This is a genomic window from Mesorhizobium sp. M6A.T.Cr.TU.014.01.1.1 (genome assembly GCF_004022765.1).
Taxonomy (GTDB): Bacteria; Pseudomonadota; Alphaproteobacteria; order Rhizobiales; family Rhizobiaceae; genus Mesorhizobium; species Mesorhizobium mediterraneum.
On record NZ_RZPG01000012.1, the window covers coordinates 14,135 to 32,559 of the forward strand.

Consider the following 18,425-nt stretch of genomic DNA (forward strand, 5'->3'; position numbering starts at 1 on the left):
CTTGAAAACATGAAATCGGTCCGGAGGGGCGAACGGATCGCCCCTCCGGCAGCCTGCTGTTAATCGCCTTACTGGGCGACGCTGGTCATCAGCGCCCTGACGGCGGCTGCATCATAGACCGGATCGACCTTGGTCTTGCCGGAAATGATGTCTTCGCGCTGCGCCTGGATCTCAGCCCAAATATCGTCCGGGATCGCAGCGGTTTTCAGAAGCTTGACTGAATCGTCCTTGAGGCCGATCGAGTAGCTCTTGGTGCCGAACGTGTCGGCCTTCAGGTCGGCGATCATCGCCGCATAGACCGGCTCGATGTTCCAGACCACCGACGACAGCAGGAAGCCTTTGTCGATCGGCGTCTTGTCGCCGATGACATCGATGAAATAGACCTTGCCGCCATCCCCGGCCTTGGTCGTCTCGACCGCCTGCAGCATGCCGAAGCTCGAGCCGTTGCCCTGGCCGAAGATGATGTCGGCGCCCGATGCGATCACGCGTTCGGTGACGCGCTTGCCGCCGGCCGCATCGCTGTAGGCGGCAGGTCCGATCACAGCATAGGTAACCTTGACGTCTGGGCTCTCGGCCTTCACCCCCTGCGCGAACGCTGCCGACTGCGAGTTCCACGACGGAGGCTCGCCGGACACGACGATGCCGACCGACTTGGAGCGCGACATCTTGGCCGCGAGACGGCCGGCAAGATACGCGCCTTCGTGACCGCTCAGCGTGTAGTCGGCGACGAGGCCCTTCTCCAGACCGGTCGGCGTATCGACGATCGCCACCGGCACCTTGGTTTCCTTGGCGATTTCGGGAGCCGAGGTGTTGTAGCCGCTGGCGTGAGCGATAAGCAGGCTGGCGCCGTCAGCCGCCAGTTCGCGCAATGTCGGCCGCACGTCGCCATAGCCGAGCCCCTGCGCCACGACTATCTCGACACCGGCAGCTTTCGCCGCCGCCTTGGCAGCGTCGATACCTTGCTGGTTCCAGCCATAATCGGTGCCTTCTTCCGGCGTCAGGATGGCAATGGACTTGACCTCGGCGGCAAGTGCGTTGCCGAGCAAGAGGCCGCTCAATATAACAGCGCTTACGCTGTTCTTCAGAAACTTAGACATGTTACCCTCTCTGTTCGGTTGACCCAAGATATTCTTATTGTTATTGCGCAAAAGCGAGGTAGACTGCCTGAACAATTGTATCAGGAGTTCAAGCAAGGTGGTTGTTCGATATGTCCTTCCGATAACGCTGGCGTTCACGTCGTTCGCCAACGCGGTTGAATTGCGGCACATCACTGTGCGAACCGGCACCGACGGGCTCGATCCCGTGCCGCTGACGATTTCGAATGCGGGGCGCGAGACGCTTTCCTGCAACGCCGACTTCGCGCACTGGTATTCGGCCGCAATCGCCACTGCGGCGCCTGGCAAGAGCGCTCGTGTCGAGCTGTGGTTCGATCCAAAAACCGGGACGTTTACGATTCTCAACGACAAGCGCGAAAACCTGCCCGTCGAGCGGCTGTGGTGCGGCCTGGCCGGCCACGCCTACACCACCCGCGTGCAGATCGCGCTCGACCGGGCCAGCGCCGCAAATGGGCAAGTGGCCGTGATATGCGGCAGCGCGGACGGCAGGTTGGCCTGCCGGTAGACGCTGACTGTTTGCCACTTCAGACATCGCCCTGAACCTTTACTCTGCCGCCAGGAACTTGTCGGTGAAGACGTCGTCTGCCGACAGCGCCGTTTTGAGCACGCCCTGATCCGTCAGCGTCTTTAAGGTCTCTTCCCACTGGGCCTTCGTCATCCAGCCGAGACCGTGTTCCTTCGTCGCCGGACTGTTGAACGTCGAGGCGATGTCGGCCTTGAGCTGGGCCAGCAGCACGTCCTTCTTTTCGGCATAGCCAGGAACGGCCTTGGCGGTGATCTCGGCGGCTTCTTCCGGATGGGCCGCGACATAGTCGAAAGCTTCCCGGTACGCCTTCACGAAACGGTGCACGACATCAGGCTTGTCCTTGATCATCGCTTCAGAGGTGAACAGACCCGAGCCATAGGCTTTCCAGCCATGATCGGCGCCGAGCATGATGCTCAGCGAGCCCGGGCCGCCGGCCTTGGCTTCAAGTTCGGGCACTTCGGCGTCGAGATAGCCGACCACCGTCTGCACGCGTCCGAGCAGCAGATAGCTCTCGTAGGGCGGCGAGACGCTGTTGAGCGTCATGTCCTTCTCGCTCATTCCGTTGGCAGCCAGAAAGCCCCTGAAGAAGATGTAGGTGGAGCCCGCCGGGTGGATGCCGATGGTCAGGCCTTTGAGGTCGGAAGGCTTGGTCAGCTTGAGCGTCTTGGCGAGCGAGATGATGCCCAAGGGCGACTGCTGGTTGACCGCCGCCAGTGCCACGACGGGAACATTCTGCGACCTTGCCACGGCAAGCGTGGGAAGATCGCCGAAGCCGAATTCAGCGTTGCCGTTGCCCACCAGCCGCATGGCGTCCGGCGAGCCGGAGCCCTTGCGGACCTCGCTCACATCGATGTCGTTCTTTGCGAAAAAGCCCTTTTCCTTGCCGACAAAGAACATGGCGTGATTGCCGCGCACGACCCAGTCGAGCTGGACGTTGACCTTATCCGCCGCCAGAGCAGCGCTCGACAAGCCAAGCGCGCCGACAAACGCCGCAAAGGTGGCTGCCTTGATAAGAGAGCGTCTCAGCATTGTTTGTTCCCTTCTTTGATCTTGGTTGTTCGAGAAGCCTAGGCCTGGCTAAATTTCGGTGCCCACGGCACCACGACACGTTCGAGAATTTCGGCTGCGTAGTAGAAGGCGATGCCGAGGACGGAAACGAGCAGCAGCGCCGCAAAGACCAGGGGCGTGTCGAGTTGAGTCGACGCGAACTGGATGACGTAGCCCAGCCCGTCCGAGGCTCCGGCAAATTCGCCGACGATGGCGCCAATGACGCTCAGGGTCGCGGCGATCTTGGTCCCGGCCATCAGACTCGGAAGCGAGTGGGGAACGCGGATCCTGAACAGTATCTGGGTAGGGCTGGCACCGACCGAATTCATCAGCGACAGAAGCGAACGGTCGACCGACTGCATGCCCGCCAGCATCGACAGCGTCACCGGGAAGAAGGCGATGACCAGGATCAGACCGATCTTGGGTGCAAGCCCATAGCCGAACCAGAGGATGAAGATCGGCGCCAGCGCAACTTTCGGCACATTCTGGAACAACACGACGAGCGGGTAGAGCGCGCGCCCCAGCCAGTCGAAGCGCACGATGACGAGAGCAAGCGCAATGCCGACTATGACCGAGACAAGAAAGCCAAACAGAATTTCGCCCGCCGTGACCACCGTCGCCTGCATGAGAGTGCCCCATTGCGCGACCAGCGATTTCGCAATCTCGGAGGGGGCAGGAACGATAAAGGAGGAAATGGAGAATATCCGCACCACGGCTTCCCACAACACGATCGTCACCAGCAAAAGGATGGCCGCCGGAAGCCAGCTGCTTGTCGCCGCGTTCCAGCCGGAAACCGGCTGTGGCTGGTTCATGAGAGGTTGCTCGCTCACGTCGCGCCTCCCGGCTGATGGCTGGAGCGCAGCATGGTCCGAAGCTGAAGCACCAGCCTGACGAATTCGGGGACTTCGGTCACGGAAGTGTCGCGTGGATAAGGCAGCGGAATGTCCAGGCTTTGGGTAATGCGTCCCGGGTTGATTCCCAGCACATGAACCTGTCGGGACAAGTGAATGGCTTCGTCGATCGAATGCGTCACGAGGACGATCGTCTTGCCGGTCCGCTGCCATATCTCCAGCAGCGCCTGGCCCATCGAATCGCGAGTAATCGCGTCAAGGGCGCCAAACGGCTCGTCCATCAGCAAGACCGCCGGATCGAGTGCCAGAGCCCGGGCGATGGCGACCCGCTGACGCATGCCGCCAGACAGTTCATTTGGGCGCTTGTGGGCGGCATCGCCAAGTCCCACCAGCTCAAGCATCTCCTGTCCACGCGCCCGTAGCGCCGCGCGTGACATCGATTTGTCGGCGATGCCGAGCAGCATCGAGGCATTGTCGACAGCGTTTTTCCACGGCAGCAGATTGGCGTCCTGGAAGACGAGACCGATCATCCGTTTGCGCGCCGCCTCGCCTGGTGAAACACCGGCGATCGAGACGCTGCCGCTGCTCGGGCTTACCAGCCCAGCCAGCACTTTGAGCAATGTGCTCTTCCCACAACCGGACGGACCGATCAGGGAGACGAACGACCCTTTCGGAACCGAAAGGTCAATATCCCTGAGGATCAGCTGCCGATTCTGATCCGTGCCCATGACCACCGAAACGCCCTTGGTGGAAATGAGGTCGTCGTGGCGGATGTGGATCGGTCTGCCACCGGCGGGTCGAATGGTTTCAACCTGCATGGCTTGTCGTCCCACGCACGTTCGTTGCGTGAACATCCGCCTTCACGGCGATGTTCCCGGCCCCATGCGCACAAGCGGCCAACCGGCAGAACTCCCCAACCCGGCCGCGCGCAACTTGTGCCATCGCCTACTCCCGGCCTTCGAGGATGCGGCGCACGGCTACCAGCTTGCGCGCCCGTTCGCCTTGCAGTGTCTTTATCTGCTCGGGCGTGTAGGAAAACATGCCCTCGCCCGACTTGATGCCGAACTTCGATGCCCCGGTCTTCTCCAGAACCATCGGCGCGACATCATCACGATTGGAAAGATCGGCGTTCAGAAACGACGAGACGGATTTGTAGATATCGAGGCCGGCCATATCGAGCAGCGCCATTGGCCCGATGACGGCGATCTTGTAGCCGATGCCCCAGGAGACGCAGGTATCGAGATCCTCCGGCTCGATGACGCCGCGCTCAACCAGATCGACCGCTTCGCGCAGCAGTGCATAGAGCACGCGGTTTTCAACGAAGCCCGGGACGTCCTTCTTCACCACCACCGGTAGCAGCCCGATCGAGCGGATCAGCTCGCGGATCGTCGACACGGTCTCACGTGCGGTCTTCTCACCGCCAATCACCTCGATCATTGGAATGATGTGCGGCGGGTTCGACCAATGCATGCCGACCATCCGCTCAGGATGCGAGATGTGGGCCTGCAGCTTGGTGATCGGAATACCTGAGGTGTCCGAGGCGACGATCACCGAAGAACCGATCAACGGGTCGATAGCGCGATAGGTTTCGGCCTTGATGTCGATATCCTCAGGCACATTCTCGATGATCAGCTCCGCACCATCGACAGCCTCGGCGAGGGTGCGGACGAACCGCACCGTGCCCGCGCCCGTTGCCGGCGCCGTGATGTCGAGCCGGTCCAGAACCCCGCCGGCCAGATCGAGCGTGCCGCGGGCGCGTTCGACCGCAGCTTCGGAAATGTCGTACGCCGTCACGTCGAGCCCGCCGCGCGAAAGCCGCGCGGCGATGCCCGGCCCCATCGTTCCCAATCCGATGAGGGCGGCGCGCTTGATCATCATGCGGCCTTTGCGGGAGCTGCCGCGGTCGCCGCCTTGAAGGCTGGACGAGCGGCGATTGCGGCCACCCAGCGCTCGAGATTGGGCAAGGACGGCCGGTCGATCTTGAAGTCGATGCAGCGCTTCAGGATCGGCGCGCAGGCGATGTCGGCAATGGTCAGCTTGCCCAGCGCCAGGAAATCCTTGCCGGCCAGATGACCGTCGACGATCTTGATCTGCGCCACAAGGTCCTTCACCTGTTCCTTGTATTCGGCGGTCTGCTCTTCGGGCGTCAGCTTGGCACCCTTGAAGGCGGCCAGATAACCAGGATTGACCGCCGCCAGGAGAAAATCCATCCAGCGCTCGACCTCGGTCTTTTGCGCAGGGGTGGCGCCATTCAGCTGCTCGCCGCCGGATGCCGCGAGATAGCGCAGGATGGTGTTGGACTCCCAGATCACGGTGTCGCCGTCGACCAGCGTCGGAACCTTCGACGTCGGGTTGAGTGCCTTGTATTCGGCAGTCTGGGTGTTTTCGAACTGGCGGCCGTAATCCTCGCGCTCATATGACGCGCCGAGCTCTTCGAGCATGAAGAGCACCTTTTGAACGTTGCCCGATGTCTGGCGTCCCAAAAGCTTGTACATGTCGTCTCCTCGATTATGTCGTGGCCTACTTGCAGGCCGGCAGCGGCTTGTAGACGATGGCGTCCATTTCGATCTTGGTGTTGATGACGGCCTTTGCCTCGACGGTCGTGCGTGCCAGCACCGCGTCGCCGATCCCTTCGAGGAACGCCTTGTTGTAGCGGCCGAAATCGCGCGTATCCTCGAGATACGTCGTTATCCGCACGACGTCGGAAAGTGTCGCGCCCTCGTCGGCAATGACGCGCGCGATGGTTTTTAGCGTCGCCAGCGTCTCTTCCTCGATCGTGCCGCTGATCATGTTGTTGTTCTCGTCCTTCGGCACCTGACCGGAGACGAAAATGAAATCGCCGGCACGCACCGCCGGGTGAAACGGCAGGTTCGGATTCTTCTTGCCGATTGCGTAGTGGCTGGCGGATTTTCGCGTGCTGTCGCTCAATCTGTCCCCCTAGAGAACGCTGGTTTCGATGATGTCGACGCCACGGATGCGGTCGATCAGGTAGACGATGCCGCGGTCGTCGATGGTGACGTCGTTGGAAGATGAGCGCTCGGCGCCTTCAGGCGCATCGGGCACGAAATGGCCGACCTCCTTGGGGGCGAAGGGGTCGGCGATGTCGACCAGTCGCAGCCCCTGCGCGAACCACGCGAACGGAATGATGGTGCCCTTGAACCGCTCGGAAGGCTGATGACAGCCGGTCATCGGCGGTTGCGGCGCGCCGTCCGGGTCGAGGCCTGGCACCTGGAAGGTCGAGATCGGCAGCGGGTTCGTCTCGTCGGTGATGTCGTAGATCCAGGTGAAGGCCGGCGGCGAGGGCCGGAGCTTGGCGACATCCTCGTCCGCCACCACCATGATGTTGCGGCCCTTGAGCGGCTGCGGGATCGGCAGGCATGTATGCGTGGGATGCGGAAAACTTGGGCTCGAATTGACATGCGAGACAAGCTTCGGCTTCGAAATGTCGGAAATGTCGAGGATGAACAGACCGTGATGCCAGTAGCTGACATAGAGCCGGTCGTCCATGCGCAGCGGATGGTGGCAGCGCGGCGTGACATAGTCATGCCACGGGTACTCTTCACCGCCGCCGGTCCATTGCCCCGGTATCCACCAGCGCCCAACCTCGACCGGGCTAACCGGATCGATCAGGTCGAGGATCATCACGATGTTGCCGACATAGCCGTCGGCGGTTGGCGAGATATAGGCGTAGCGGCCGTCATAGTCGTAGCGATGCACGCCATGGCCGCCGGTTATCCACTTCGAGATGAGCTTGGGCTCCGCCGGTCGGCTCGTGTCGTAAAGCGCCAGGCCACCGCCGAAATCGGCCGGGCCCGCATCGCCGAAGCGCTCGTGGTTGATGATCATCAGACCGTCCTGGGCGCGCACCTTGTGCGAGTGCCAGCCCGGCGGAACGTCGATCGTCGCGATCTTCTTCGGATTGCGCGGATCGGAAATATCGACCAGCGTCGTGCCGCTCGGCGGACGCATGTGGCCGATATAGAGAATGTTGCCGTCGACCCAGACCTGACCACCGCCCGGGCAGTCGACATGGCCGATCTGCTTTGTGTTGAACGCCGAAACCAAATGCATACGCCCTTGCTGCTGAAACGTCTTTTTCGGCGTCCGCGCCACAGTGGCGGCGCGGACAGTTTCCGCTGCAAAATTAGACGATGCGGAGTAGATCGCCGGCCTGGTTGCGGCCCCAGCGCTTGTAGAGGAGCAGCGCCTTCTGGGTCGGCGCATCGGTCGCGCCGAAGAAGATGACCGGCTCGGACGAGGAGCCATTGACGTGCTCGACCCAGGAACCACCCGGTATGGCGATCGTGTCGAACTGGTTCCAGTCGTAGCGCTTGCCGTCGATGATTGAATGGCCATTGCCGCGGAACGGCGCCAACAGCAGGCTGGCGGTCTCGCGCTGCGGCAGCGTCTTTTCGCCCGGCCGCAACATCTGGACGTAGAAGTTGATCGTGTGGAAGACCGGGCCGCCGGTGGTGGGGTCGACATAGTCGATGACGATGCCCTCATGCGGATCGCCGTCCCAATCCTTGTGGGCGTCGAGGATCGCTTCCATCTTCTCCCAGCGATAGACATACATCGGCGACGACAGGCCGCCGCCGCGTTTGTGGTCGACGAAGCGCGGCATCAGGCCGCCCTCCCCATAGATGCGTTGCGAATAATCGCTCGGGAAACGGGCAGTCTGCACCTTTTTTTCGACTTCCTTGCCGTCGACCATCTCGGTGTATTTGTGGTCGAAATGCACTGCGTGTAGTGTCTCGACCAGCGGCAGGTCGAGAACCGAAAGGTTGACCGCCTGCTCGCCGCCGACCGTGCCGTGATTGTGCCAGGCATCATTGGGTGTCAGCACCATGTCGCCGGGGCCGAAAACCACATCCTCGCCTTCGACGCCGGTAAAGTTGCCCTTGCCGGTCAGGCCAAAACGTATGGCGCTCGGCGAGTGCTTGTGCGGCGGCATGATCTCGTCTGGATCATTCAGGCGATAGGCGGTGTACATCGTGCTGACCGATGCGCGCTTGGGCGCAAGACCGGGATTGACCAGGATCAGCGAGCGGCGCTCGCTATCGTCCATGGTGACCAGTTCGGCGGCGCGCTGCAGCAGCGGCTCGATGTCGGCATAGGACCAGACGAAGGGTATCGCCTTCGACGTCGCCATGAGCTGCTTAATCTCGTCGTGATCGACGCCTTCCGATGTGGCCCAGAACGGAAACATGTTCTTTTCGTAGAGGGCGTCATACAGGCCCTTCAGCGCGGCCTTCTTGTTGGTGACGGCAAGGTCTGCTGGTTGCGCCATGGACATGTCTGACACCTCTCTTCGCGAAGAAAATGCATTTAACCAACTCAACCGTATTCGGATTGGTTTTGCTCGACAATCCCAAAACTGAGAATTTTTTAAGTTTTTGGTTGAGTGCTTTTCTGAAAGGCAAATGCCCCGAAAAGCGGCAGAAAAACTCGGAAATGCGCGAGAAAACGGATAATCGAGCAGATGCAGATCAAACTACCGCGACCGCAGCAATTGCTCGGCAGCCCAACCAATTCGAATTTTTCTTTCAACCAAAGGATTTTGGTTGAACACCAGGTGCCGCCAATCAGGCCGCCATGGCTTGTTCAGCACGGCTGCGGACCAGGTCCGAGGCCTTTTCGGCGATCATGATGACCGCCGCATTGATGTTCCCGCAGATGAGGTCCGGCATCACGGAAGCATCCACTGCGCGAAGACCGGCAACGCCGCGCACCCGCAGTTCGGGATCGACCACCGACCCGGCGTCGACACCCATGCGACAGGTGCCGCCGGGATGGTGCACGGTGATCGAGGTCTTGCGAATATGCTCGTCGATCTCGTCGTCGCTCTGGCATTGCGGCCCCGGAAAGAATTCCGAGGCGATAAACGGCGTCATCGACGGTTGCGCAGCGAGGTTGCGCGCCACGCGGAAGCCGGCGCGGAGCGACTGCCAGTCACGCGGTGAGGACAGGAAATTCTGGTGGATCAGCGGCGCGGCCAACGGGTCGCTCGACGCCAGCTTCACGCTCCCCCTGCTCTCCGGCTGGACGGCGACGATGCGCGTCGCAAAACCATCGGCGAAGGGCGCCTTGAATGGTGCCATGTAGGGCCATGCGGCAAGCGGTGCAGCCGTGAAAAGCAGTTGGACGTCCGGCAATGGCCGACTTGCATCGCTTTTCAGGAATGCCACGACCCCGCCAGGCACATCGCCAGAAAAGCCCTTGCCGGTGAGATAGGTCTTGACGAAATCCAGCCCGATACGATCGGCCCGCATCATCTTGAGGAATGGTCCCGGCTGCTTGCGCCGATACATCAAAATGACTGAAACGTGGTCCTGCAGGTTCTTGCCGACCTGCGGACGGTCGACTTTCGCCTCGATACCATGCGCGGCGAGCTCGCCACTATCGCCGATCCCCGACAGCATCAGCAGTTGAGGCGTATTGATGACACCACCGGCAAGCAGGACCTCACGCCGTGCCAAAACCTGGTGGCTCGCGCCGCCTCTGGTATAGGCGATGCCGGTCGCGCGCACATCCTTCAGCAGGATCCTCGTCGCCATCGCGCCGGTCAGCACCTTGACATTGCTGCGGCGCATGGCGGGACGCAGATAGGCCGACGCGGTCGAGCAGCGGCGACCGTTTGCGATCGTCATCTGCAGGCGACCAAAACCTTCCTGCACGGCGCCATTATAGTCGTCGGTCTGAGGATATCCGGCATCCCGGCTGGCGGTGGCAAAAGCATCGATCAGCTCGTCCTTGTAGCGGCAGAACTGGGTGTTCAGCGGACCGCTGCCGCCGCGATAGTCGCTCTCGCCCTTTTCCCAGCGCTCCTGCTTCTTGAAATAGGGCAGCACCTTGTCGAACGACCAATCGGTCAGGCCGCTGGCCGCCCAGCGATCATAGTCGCCACGATTGCCGCGCACATAGGCCATGGCGTTGGTGGAGGAGGAGCCGCCGATGACCTTGCCGCGTGCGCATTCGACCTTGCGTCCGCCGACATTGGCCTCGGGCTCGCAGAAATACATCCAGTCGTGACGGCGCTCGGTCAGAATCTTGCCCCAGCCAAGCGGGATATGGATCATCGGATCGCGATCCCAGTCCCCGGCTTCCAAGAGCAGCACGGAAACATCCGGATCTTCGCTCAGGCGGTTTGCAAGCACGCAGCCGGCCGACCCGGCTCCGACAATGACATAGTCAAATGTTTCCCCAAACGGCATGCACGGTCCTCGGGAGAAGGACGGCCCCACCGAGATGTGAGCCGTCAAAGAAACAACTGCGGCACTCAACCATCGCGCAACTGGTGTTGTCAACCACTGGGCGCAGATGTAGATTGGTTGAGTTGGTTGAGTGCCGTGTTCATCGATTCCGCGTCACAAGATGATGTCAGGACGTTGAGTCGGCGGCTGCCGATCAGACAGGAGATTTGGTTTTGAACGCATTCGAGCCGCAGATCGTATCATCGGATCTCGACGACATCATTGCAGCGGTCCGCCGGTTGCAACAGGGTGGCGGCAAGTTGCCTTCCGAGCGTGACCTTGCCGAACATCTGAATGTGAAGCGTCACCAGCTTCGCAAGGCGCTCGAATTGCTGCGTCAGTCAGGCGATTTGAAACCGGCGCGCGCCAGGCGTGCGCCAACCGCCCTGCCCCGATATGGCGAGGAGCTTGTCAGGGTAACCAATCCAATCGAGGTTTTGGAATTGCGCCTGCTGATGGAGCCGGGCCTCGCCCGGCTGGCATCGCTGCGCGCTTCGTCATTCGAGACGGCCCGGATCATCGATGCGGCAACCACGCCGGAGAATGCCTCGTCGGGCGCAGTCGATTTCGCGTTTCATCTCGCCATCGTTGCAGCCGCTCGCAACCATCTTGCCGCTGAATTCTACAAGATGCTGCGCCAGGTCGGGGTCGATGCGCGGGTGAAGATCGCACGCACCGCGGCACCCACCTGCCCCAAGCGGATCGCCGAGCGCGACGGCGAACATCGTCTGATTGCCGAAGCGATCTCGAAACGCGACCCGGAAGCGGCCGAGGCGGCGATGCGCGCGCATTTGCTGTCCGTGCAAAGACAGATCACCGAACGATCGAATGCCGGCGCCTTTGCCGCATAAGCGTGTTTTCCTATTAGCCAGGCAGCCTGCGCGGGGACTTCAAAAGTGAAACGTCATTTCGACGTGCTGGTCGTCGGCGCGGGATCGGCCGGCTCGGTGGTGGCCAGCCGGCTGAGCGAGGACCGATCATGCCAGGTCGGCCTGATCGAGGCCGGGGTGATGCCGTCCGATCCCGACATCGCCAACCCGCTGAAATGGACGATGCTGCAAGGCCGCGCCTACGACTGGGCCTATCGGACAGTGCCGCAACCCTTTACCGCAAACCGCGTGCACGAATGGCCACGTGGAAAGATCGTCGGCGGTTCGAGCTGCCTGCATGCCATGGCCTATGTGCGTGGTCATCCCGATGATTTCGAACCCTGGGCGGCTGCCGGCGGCGAGCGCTGGTCCTTTTCGGGCTTGTTGCCGGGCTTTGTCCGCAGTGAAGCTTTCACCGCCTTCGATGCGCCGTCGCGCGGCCGTAGCGGACCGTTGGACGTCTACCTGCCGGATGCAGAGGTCAGCCCCGTCGTCCGCGCCTATATGGCCGCCGGACGGGCCATGGGAATCTCCGCCTTGACCGATCACAACAGCGGCGAGCTGGCCGGCACCAGCCCCAATTCGCTGAACATCCGCGCCGGCCGGCGCCTGAGCGTCGCCGATGCCTATCTGCCGCCGGAGGTCAGGGCACGACCGAACCTTGCCTTGCTCACCGCCCACGAGGTCGAGCACCTCCTGCTGGAGGGCCAGCGGGCCACGGGTGTGGCTGTCGTGCGTGACGGAGAGACCACGACGGTCTCCGCCGACAGGATCGTTCTTTGCGCCGGCGCGGTGTCGTCGCCGCTCATCCTCATGCGGTCGGGCATTGGCGATGCGGATACGCTGACGCAAGCGGGGATACGCTGCCTCGCCGACCGAAGCGATGTCGGCCGCAATTTGCAGGACCATCTGCTGGTTCTTGGAAATGTCTACAGCACCAAAAAACCGCTGCCGCCGTCGCGCCTGCAGCACTCGGAATCGCTGATGTACCTGCATGGCAGCGATATTACTCGTTCGACGGGAAGCCCCGATATCGTGCTCGCCTGCGTCGTTGCCCCATCAGCCGCACACGGCCTGAGTGCCCCGCCCTATGGCTCGGCTTTCACGATTCTATGCGGCGTCACCCATCCGACCAGCCGTGGGCGCATCGCACCGAGCGGGCCGGGCCGGGCCGATGCACCCATCATCGACCCGCATTATCTCGAAACCGAACACGACCGGGCGGTTTTCAGGACGGCCCTGAAGACGGCGCGCACCATTGGTCATCATCCAGCGCTCGACGAATGGCGCGACGTGGAAGTCCTGCCGGGATCGCCGGTGCGGTCGGACGCCGATCTTGACGCTTTCATCGCGAGCGCCGCTTCCACACATCATCATCCTGCCGGCACGTGCAGGATGGGCGGGGATGCCGACGCCGTCGTCGACCCGGATTTGCGGCTGAACGGCTTCGACAACGTCTTCATCGTCGACGCGTCAGTGATGCCGACGATCCCGAGCGGGCCGATCAACGCCGCCGTAGTCGCAATCGCGGAAACCTGGGCGACAGCCTCGGCTAGCGCGTGACCCTAAAAGTCGGAATCATATCGAGCGCAATGCGGGCTAATCGAGATCGGCCGGGCGTGGCCTGAACCGGATCGATGCCGGACGGCCTATTCCGCCCAGAGCTCGCGGCGCAGTTCGTGCCAGCTTTCCTTGTCCGGCGCGACAAGAAGGCCGCCTCCGACATGCGAAGGCAGATAGGCGCTGCCGTCGAAACGCGCCGCGTAACCACCTGCCTCGGCATGAATCAGCACACCGGCCAGATGATCCCACGGCATCAGCTTGTTGTAGACGACGAAGTGGGCGTGGCCGCTCGCCAGCAGGCGGTATTCGTGCGCCGCGCAGCGATAGCCGAACTGCGACAGGGATTTCGTCTGGTTGCGCGCCAGCCGTGACCGTTCCGGCTCGGGCATGTATTGCCAGGAAACCGCACCGGTCATTTGCGAGATCGGTGCAGGCTCGGCGACATGCACCTTCTCCAGAGTGCCATGCGCATGCCGTATGTGGCTGCCGGCACCCTTGGCGCCGATCAGCCAGTCCTTGCCAACGGGATCGTGAATGATGCCGGCGACGGTCTCGCCCTTCACCACGACGCCGAGCATGACGCCGAACAGCGGCACGCCGGAGGCGAAGTTGAAGGTGCCGTCGACCGGATCGATGACGAAGGCGAGATCGGCGTCGCCGAGACCCTGGAGCAGCGCCGGATCGTCGGAGCATGCCTCTTCGCCGACGATCATCGCCTGGGGGTAACGCTCACGCAGCCTGACGGTGATGAGCCGCTCGGCATTCACGTCGGCCTCCGTCACCAGGTCGGCTGCCGAGGTTTTTTGGCGAACCTCGCCCTCATCCAGCCGACGAAAACGCGGCATGATCTCGGCAATGGCGGCGTCGGACAGAAGGGTGGCAAGCCAGTCGATCGCGGTATCGTCAAATGTCATCGGGAATGTCTTGCCTTGTGGTGTGGGTCTCGTTGAGGGCGGCGAAATCGAACAGCTTTCTGTCGAGCAGATGCGAGGGCCGCACATTGGTCATGGCGTGGATCATCGTGTCCTTGCGGCCGGGCATGCGCTTTTCCAGGCCGTCGAGCATCGCCTTCATCGCATTGCGCTGCAAGCCATCCCGGCTCCCGCATAGATCGCACGGGATGATCGGGAATTTCATGGCGCTGGCGAATTTTTCGAGATCGGCCTCGGCACAATAGGCAAGCGGCCGCAGCACCATGACGTCGCCGTCGTCGTTGAGCAGTTTTGGCGGCATGGCGGCGAGGCGCCCACCATGGAATAGGTTCATGAAAAAAGTTTCAAGTATGTCCTCGCGGTGATGCCCGAGCACCAGCGCCGAGCAACCCTCCTCCCGCGCGATGCGGTAGAGATGGCCGCGCCTGAGCCGCGAGCACAGCGAACAGTAGGTGCTGCCCTCGGGAAGCTTGTCGGTCACCACCGAATAAGTGTCCTGATATTCGATGCGGTGCGGGATGGCGTATTTATTGAGATAGTCGGGCAATATGTGTTTGGGAAAATTGGGCTGGCCCTGGTCTAGATTGCAGGCCAACAGCTCGACCGGCAGCAGCCCGCGCCATTTGAGGTCGAGCAGCAAAGCGAGCAGGCCATAGGAATCCTTGCCGCCCGACAAGGCAACCAGCCAGCGATCGCCTGGCCTCACCATCGAAAAATCGTCGATCGCCTGACGGGCGAGACGCAGCAGCCGTTTGCGCAGCTTGTTGAACTCGACGGAGGACGGCACATCGGCAAACAGCGGATGAAAGCCGCCTGCGGCATCGGCGATCGGTTCGAGTGTCTTGGCATCAGGCAGCATGCTCATGGCGCGTCGGCCCCAAAGGTCCTTGTTGCTGCCCGGATTAGCGCATCGGCCCGAAAATCGAAATCGATTTTCGGATGCCCAAAAGAAAAGGCCGCCTCGAGGGGCGGCCTTCGATGCTGTTGCAGATGAAGAAATCGATCAGCGCGAATAGAATTCGACGACCAGGTTCGGTTCCATCTGCACGGCGAATGGAACATCCGACAGGCCGGGGATGCGCCCGAAGGTCGCGGTCATCTTGTTGTGGTCGACCTCGATGTAATCAGGCACGTCGCGCTCGGCCAGGCCTACCGATTCCAGGACGATCACCAGCTGCTTCGACTTTTCGCGCACTTCGATGACGTCGCCCGGCTTGCAGCGGTACGAGCCGATGTTGACGCGCTTGCCGTTGACATTGATGTGGCCGTGATTGACGAACTGGCGGGCGGCAAAAATGGTCGGCACGAACTTGGCGCGGTAGACGACCGCGTCGAGACGCGATTCGAGCAGGCCGATCAGGTTCTCCGAGGTGTCGCCCTTGCGACGATCCGCCTCTTCATAGACCTTGCGGAACTGCTTTTCCGAAACGTCGCCGTAGTGACCCTTCAGCTTCTGCTTGGCACGCAGCTGCAGGCCGAAATCGGAAAGCTTGCCCTTGCGGCGCTGGCCATGCTGGCCGGGACCGTATTCGCGCTTGTTGACCGGGGATTTCGGGCGGCCCCAGATGTTTTCGCCGAGACGGCGGTCGATCTTGTATTTCGCAGATTCGCGCTTGCTCATCGCATTCCCTTTCAAAACAGTACACCCGGAACCTCATGGTCCGGGTGAAGGAAACGCGCCCTCCTCTGGCCCCCGTTTTCGAGACCTGACAGGGTTTTCCCACGCAACGCGGCGGAAAACCCACGGGACACGTCATTTTACACAAGACCCGGGAAATAGAGCGCTTCCCAAACGTCTTGCGCACATAAAGAAACCACCGGGCATTGCGGCCCGGTGTTGATGGGCTGATTAAACGGAGATTTAACCGGTGTCAAGCTTGCGGCTGGCGCCGGTGATGGCGAGTGGATACGACCCAAGGGCCGCGGCTCGGCCGCGGCTGTCAAACCATGGAACCGGAACCGACCTCCCTGCCTGGTGCGGACGAGCGGCTAGTGCTTCGCTTTCTTCTCCGGCAGGCCCTTACGTTTGGTCTCGGCAAATTCCTCGAGCTGTTTTTCGCTCATGGATTTGTACATTCCCTTCGAAGGGCCTTTGAGCTCGCTCTTCTTGGTCTCGCCACGCTTGGCGGACAACGCCGCGCCGGCAGCTTTCTGCTGGGACTTTGATGTGGCTGGCATGATCGTTTCTCCTGTTGCCAATGGGAGAAAACGTATCGGTCGGGATGATGTTCCTAAATATCAGGAAATCGCCAGCCCAAACCCCTGCATCAGGCGGCGAGTCGGGAAATCAACCCTCTTTGAGGTGAAGACAGCAAGATCGGCGCCTTCCGGCAGCGCGTCGCCGCGATTCCTGCCCTCGATGTCAACGAGCAGCGAGAGCGCCCGTCGCGCGATCGCTTCAGCTGGATCGAGCCAATCAACCGGCCAAGGTGCCGTCTTGCGCATGCGGTTGGCCAGAAAGGGATAATGGGTGCAGGCAAGCACGACGATGTCGGTCCGCAGTCCATCATGATCGACGAAGCACGGTGCGATCTCAGCACGCACGGCCTCTTCGTCGACAAAGCCCTCGCGCATATAGACCTCGGCCAGTCCCGCCAGGCCGTCGCTGCCAACCAGGCGGACATGGCATTTCTGGGCCCATTTGCTGATTAGGTCGCGCGTATACTGGCGCTTGACGGTGCCGGGCGTCGCCAGCACCGAAACAAGTCCGGAGCGCGTGCGTTCCGCCGCCGGCTTGATCGCCGGCACCGTGCCGACGAAAGGATGGCCGGGAAATCGTTCGCGCAGCGCATCGATGACCAGCGTCGAGGCGGTGTTGCAGGCGATGACCGAAATAGCTGGCGAAAAACGTGCGAGCAGCCTGCCGAACAGCTCCAGTACATGTGCCCTCAGCGCCGGTTCCTCCCAAGCCCCATAAGGGAAAGCCGCGTCGTCGGCGACATAGACGAAGCGGCGGTCGGGCATCAGCACGCGCGCTTCGCGCAGCACCGTCAGGCCGCCGATGCCGGAATCGAACATCAGGATTGGACGGGCGTTTGAAGGGTTGGTCATTGTCATTGATTAGGAGAAAGGACTGGGATTACGAGAAAAGACTGGGACTCAGAGGGAAGGCTGGGACCACGGCAGGAAGATGGTCGCACATCCGAGGGTCCATCATTTTGAAATGATGGACCCCACCAAATAACATTCGGTTACCAGTGGTAGGCCCAACGATTTGTTCCTAGTCGTTGTCTTCCGCCTTGGCGGCGCGTGCCGCGGCTGCCGGAAGCCGTCTTGGATCATCACCCGGCGATCCGTCGCCGCGCGGCATGGCCGGCGAAAACCTGTCCAGCGATGATATTATGCCGCGCAGCACCTTGAGCTCCTGCTCGGCGAAGCCGCCACGCGTCAGCACCGCGCGCAGATTGTCGACCATCTTCGGCTTCTTCGGCGCCGGACGGAAATAGCCGCGCGCCTCGAGCGCGCCTTCCAGATACGCGAACAGGCCGTGCAACTGTTCCTTGGTCGCCGGCATCATGTCAGGGCTGGAAAAATTGGTTTTCGTCTCATCTTCCAAGCCCGACTTCATCCATTCATAGGACATCAGCAGGGCCGCCTGGGCAATGTTGAGCGAAGAGAAGGCGGGATCGACCGGGAAGGTGACGATCTCGTCGGCGAGGCCGACCTCGTCATTGTAGAGCCCGAACCGCTCGCGGCCGAACAGGATGCCGGTGCGCTGCCCGGCTTGCTGGCGCGCTCTCAGCGCCCTGCCCGCCTCGACCGGTCCGCGCACCGGCTTGAAATTATCACGCGCGCGCGCCGTGGTGGCGAAGACGAAGTTCAGGTCGGCAACCGCCGAGGCCAGATCGTCAAAGACCGTGACGGCATCGATGACATGGTCGGCGCGGCTCGCGGCAGCGCGCGCCTTCTCGCTTGGCCAGCCGTCGCGCGGATTCACGAGGCGCAGTTCGGCAAGCCCAAAATTCGCCATGGCGCGCGCGACCATGCCGATATTCTCGCCGAGCTGCGGCTCGACGAGGATGATCGCCGGGCCTGCGGCAGGAGGGATGTCGTTACTGGCTTGCATGATGTCAATGAACTGCTGTTTGCGGCATTTCAGCGTCCCCTGCCATATCCGGCCGCGAAAATGAAGCGTTCACAAGGAGAGGCCGATGGCGGTAGTCGAGCCAGGCCACGCGGATCGCCGTTTGCGCGGCCAAAAATGCTTTGATATACGGGCCGCATCCCCGGCCGAAAGCCATGCGGGCAAGGCCGTTCCGATCCCCAACA

At 61.8% G+C, this 18,425-nt stretch carries 20 protein-coding genes; 4 read left to right on the plus strand and 16 right to left on the minus strand.

The features are described 5' to 3' along the window. Nucleotides 1-68: 68 nt before the first annotated feature. A complete protein-coding gene (locus EN885_RS15260; protein WP_128335193.1) occupies nt 69-1,097 on the minus strand; it encodes a BMP family protein in 1,029 nt (342 codons plus the stop codon). A gap of 97 nt (nt 1,098-1,194) precedes the next feature. Between EN885_RS15260 and EN885_RS15265 the strand changes: the two genes are divergently transcribed. Further along, nucleotides 1,195-1,620: a hypothetical protein gene (locus EN885_RS15265; protein ID WP_128242082.1), complete on the plus strand. Its 426-nt coding sequence runs from the start codon at nt 1,195-1,197 to the stop codon at nt 1,618-1,620. 39 nt (nt 1,621-1,659) lie between these two features. Here the strand turns inward: EN885_RS15265 and EN885_RS15270 are convergent, their stop codons facing one another. The 8 genes from EN885_RS15270 to EN885_RS15305 form a co-directional block, all read right to left on the minus strand. Next, the gene (locus EN885_RS15270) at nt 1,660-2,670 is read right to left on the minus strand and encodes an ABC transporter substrate-binding protein (RefSeq protein ID WP_128242083.1); all 1,011 of its coding nucleotides are present in this window, start codon (nt 2,668-2,670) and stop codon (nt 1,660-1,662) included. 38 nt (nt 2,671-2,708) lie between these two features. Beyond that, the gene (locus EN885_RS15275; RefSeq protein ID WP_128335194.1) at nt 2,709-3,518 is read right to left on the minus strand and encodes an ABC transporter permease; all 810 of its coding nucleotides are present in this window, start codon (nt 3,516-3,518) and stop codon (nt 2,709-2,711) included. Further along, complete coding sequence (locus EN885_RS15280; RefSeq protein WP_128242085.1) at nt 3,515-4,357, minus strand: ABC transporter ATP-binding protein; 843 nt, start codon at nt 4,355-4,357, stop codon at nt 3,515-3,517. Before EN885_RS15280 ends, EN885_RS15275 begins: the two co-directional genes overlap by 4 nt. A gap of 127 nt (nt 4,358-4,484) precedes the next feature. Next, nucleotides 4,485-5,414, minus strand: coding sequence for a 5-formyl-3-hydroxy-2-methylpyridine 4-carboxylate 5-dehydrogenase (gene fhmpcd1 / locus EN885_RS15285; protein WP_128242179.1), 930 nt, complete (start codon nt 5,412-5,414; stop codon nt 4,485-4,487). Continuing rightward, nucleotides 5,414-6,034: a glutathione S-transferase family protein gene (locus EN885_RS15290; RefSeq protein WP_128242086.1), complete on the minus strand. Its 621-nt coding sequence runs from the start codon at nt 6,032-6,034 to the stop codon at nt 5,414-5,416. Before EN885_RS15290 ends, fhmpcd1 begins: the two co-directional genes overlap by 1 nt. Nucleotides 6,035-6,059: 25 nt before the next feature. Beyond that, nucleotides 6,060-6,467, minus strand: coding sequence for a RidA family protein (locus EN885_RS15295; RefSeq protein ID WP_128242087.1), 408 nt, complete (start codon nt 6,465-6,467; stop codon nt 6,060-6,062). A 9-nt stretch (nt 6,468-6,476) separates the two neighbouring features. After that, nucleotides 6,477-7,610, minus strand: coding sequence for a hypothetical protein (locus EN885_RS15300; RefSeq protein WP_128242088.1), 1,134 nt, complete (start codon nt 7,608-7,610; stop codon nt 6,477-6,479). Nucleotides 7,611-7,683: 73 nt separating this feature from the next. Further along, nucleotides 7,684-8,829 (minus strand): cupin domain-containing protein, encoded by a 1,146-nt coding sequence (locus tag EN885_RS15305; RefSeq protein ID WP_245458048.1) that lies wholly within the window; start codon nt 8,827-8,829, stop codon nt 7,684-7,686. A 32-nt stretch (nt 8,830-8,861) separates the two neighbouring features. Between EN885_RS15305 and EN885_RS15310 the strand changes: the two genes are divergently transcribed. Next, nucleotides 8,862-9,107: a hypothetical protein gene (locus EN885_RS15310; protein WP_128242089.1), complete on the plus strand. Its 246-nt coding sequence runs from the start codon at nt 8,862-8,864 to the stop codon at nt 9,105-9,107. Between the two features lie 17 nt (nt 9,108-9,124). Here EN885_RS15310 and EN885_RS15315 read toward each other — a convergent pair whose 3' ends face one another. Next, on the minus strand, nt 9,125-10,753 hold the full coding sequence (locus EN885_RS15315) for a choline dehydrogenase (RefSeq protein ID WP_128242090.1): 1,629 nt from the start codon (nt 10,751-10,753) through the stop codon (nt 9,125-9,127). Between the two features lie 212 nt (nt 10,754-10,965). Here EN885_RS15315 and EN885_RS15320 point away from each other — a divergent pair, with 212 nt between their 5' ends. Then, nucleotides 10,966-11,643 carry an FCD domain-containing protein gene (locus tag EN885_RS15320; RefSeq protein ID WP_126106823.1) on the plus strand — a complete coding sequence of 226 codons (678 nt, stop codon included), beginning with the start codon at nt 10,966-10,968 and terminating at the stop codon, nt 11,641-11,643. Nucleotides 11,644-11,688: 45 nt separating this feature from the next. Then, the gene (locus tag EN885_RS15325) at nt 11,689-13,224 is read left to right on the plus strand and encodes a GMC family oxidoreductase N-terminal domain-containing protein (protein ID WP_164897852.1); all 1,536 of its coding nucleotides are present in this window, start codon (nt 11,689-11,691) and stop codon (nt 13,222-13,224) included. A gap of 86 nt (nt 13,225-13,310) precedes the next feature. On the opposite strand, the gene EN885_RS15330 is transcribed toward EN885_RS15325, so the two are convergent. The 6 genes from EN885_RS15330 to EN885_RS15355 form a co-directional block, all read right to left on the minus strand. Next, nucleotides 13,311-14,138, minus strand: coding sequence for an inositol monophosphatase family protein (locus EN885_RS15330; protein ID WP_126106824.1), 828 nt, complete (start codon nt 14,136-14,138; stop codon nt 13,311-13,313). Continuing rightward, complete coding sequence (ttcA, locus tag EN885_RS15335) at nt 14,128-15,021, minus strand: tRNA 2-thiocytidine(32) synthetase TtcA (protein ID WP_128242091.1); 894 nt, start codon at nt 15,019-15,021, stop codon at nt 14,128-14,130. Before ttcA ends, EN885_RS15330 begins: the two co-directional genes overlap by 11 nt. A 138-nt stretch (nt 15,022-15,159) precedes the next feature. After that, nucleotides 15,160-15,777, minus strand: a complete 618-nt coding sequence (gene rpsD / locus EN885_RS15340) for a 30S ribosomal protein S4 (protein ID WP_029353615.1) — start codon at nt 15,775-15,777, stop codon at nt 15,160-15,162. 368 nt (nt 15,778-16,145) lie between these two features. Then, nucleotides 16,146-16,334: a DUF3008 family protein gene (locus tag EN885_RS15345; RefSeq protein WP_126106826.1), complete on the minus strand. Its 189-nt coding sequence runs from the start codon at nt 16,332-16,334 to the stop codon at nt 16,146-16,148. A gap of 60 nt (nt 16,335-16,394) precedes the next feature. Further along, the gene (murI, locus tag EN885_RS15350) at nt 16,395-17,207 is read right to left on the minus strand and encodes a glutamate racemase (RefSeq protein WP_128242092.1); all 813 of its coding nucleotides are present in this window, start codon (nt 17,205-17,207) and stop codon (nt 16,395-16,397) included. A 169-nt stretch (nt 17,208-17,376) separates the two neighbouring features. Continuing rightward, the gene (locus EN885_RS15355; RefSeq protein WP_128242093.1) at nt 17,377-18,222 is read right to left on the minus strand and encodes an RNA methyltransferase; all 846 of its coding nucleotides are present in this window, start codon (nt 18,220-18,222) and stop codon (nt 17,377-17,379) included. Nucleotides 18,223-18,425: the final 203 nt, after the last annotated feature.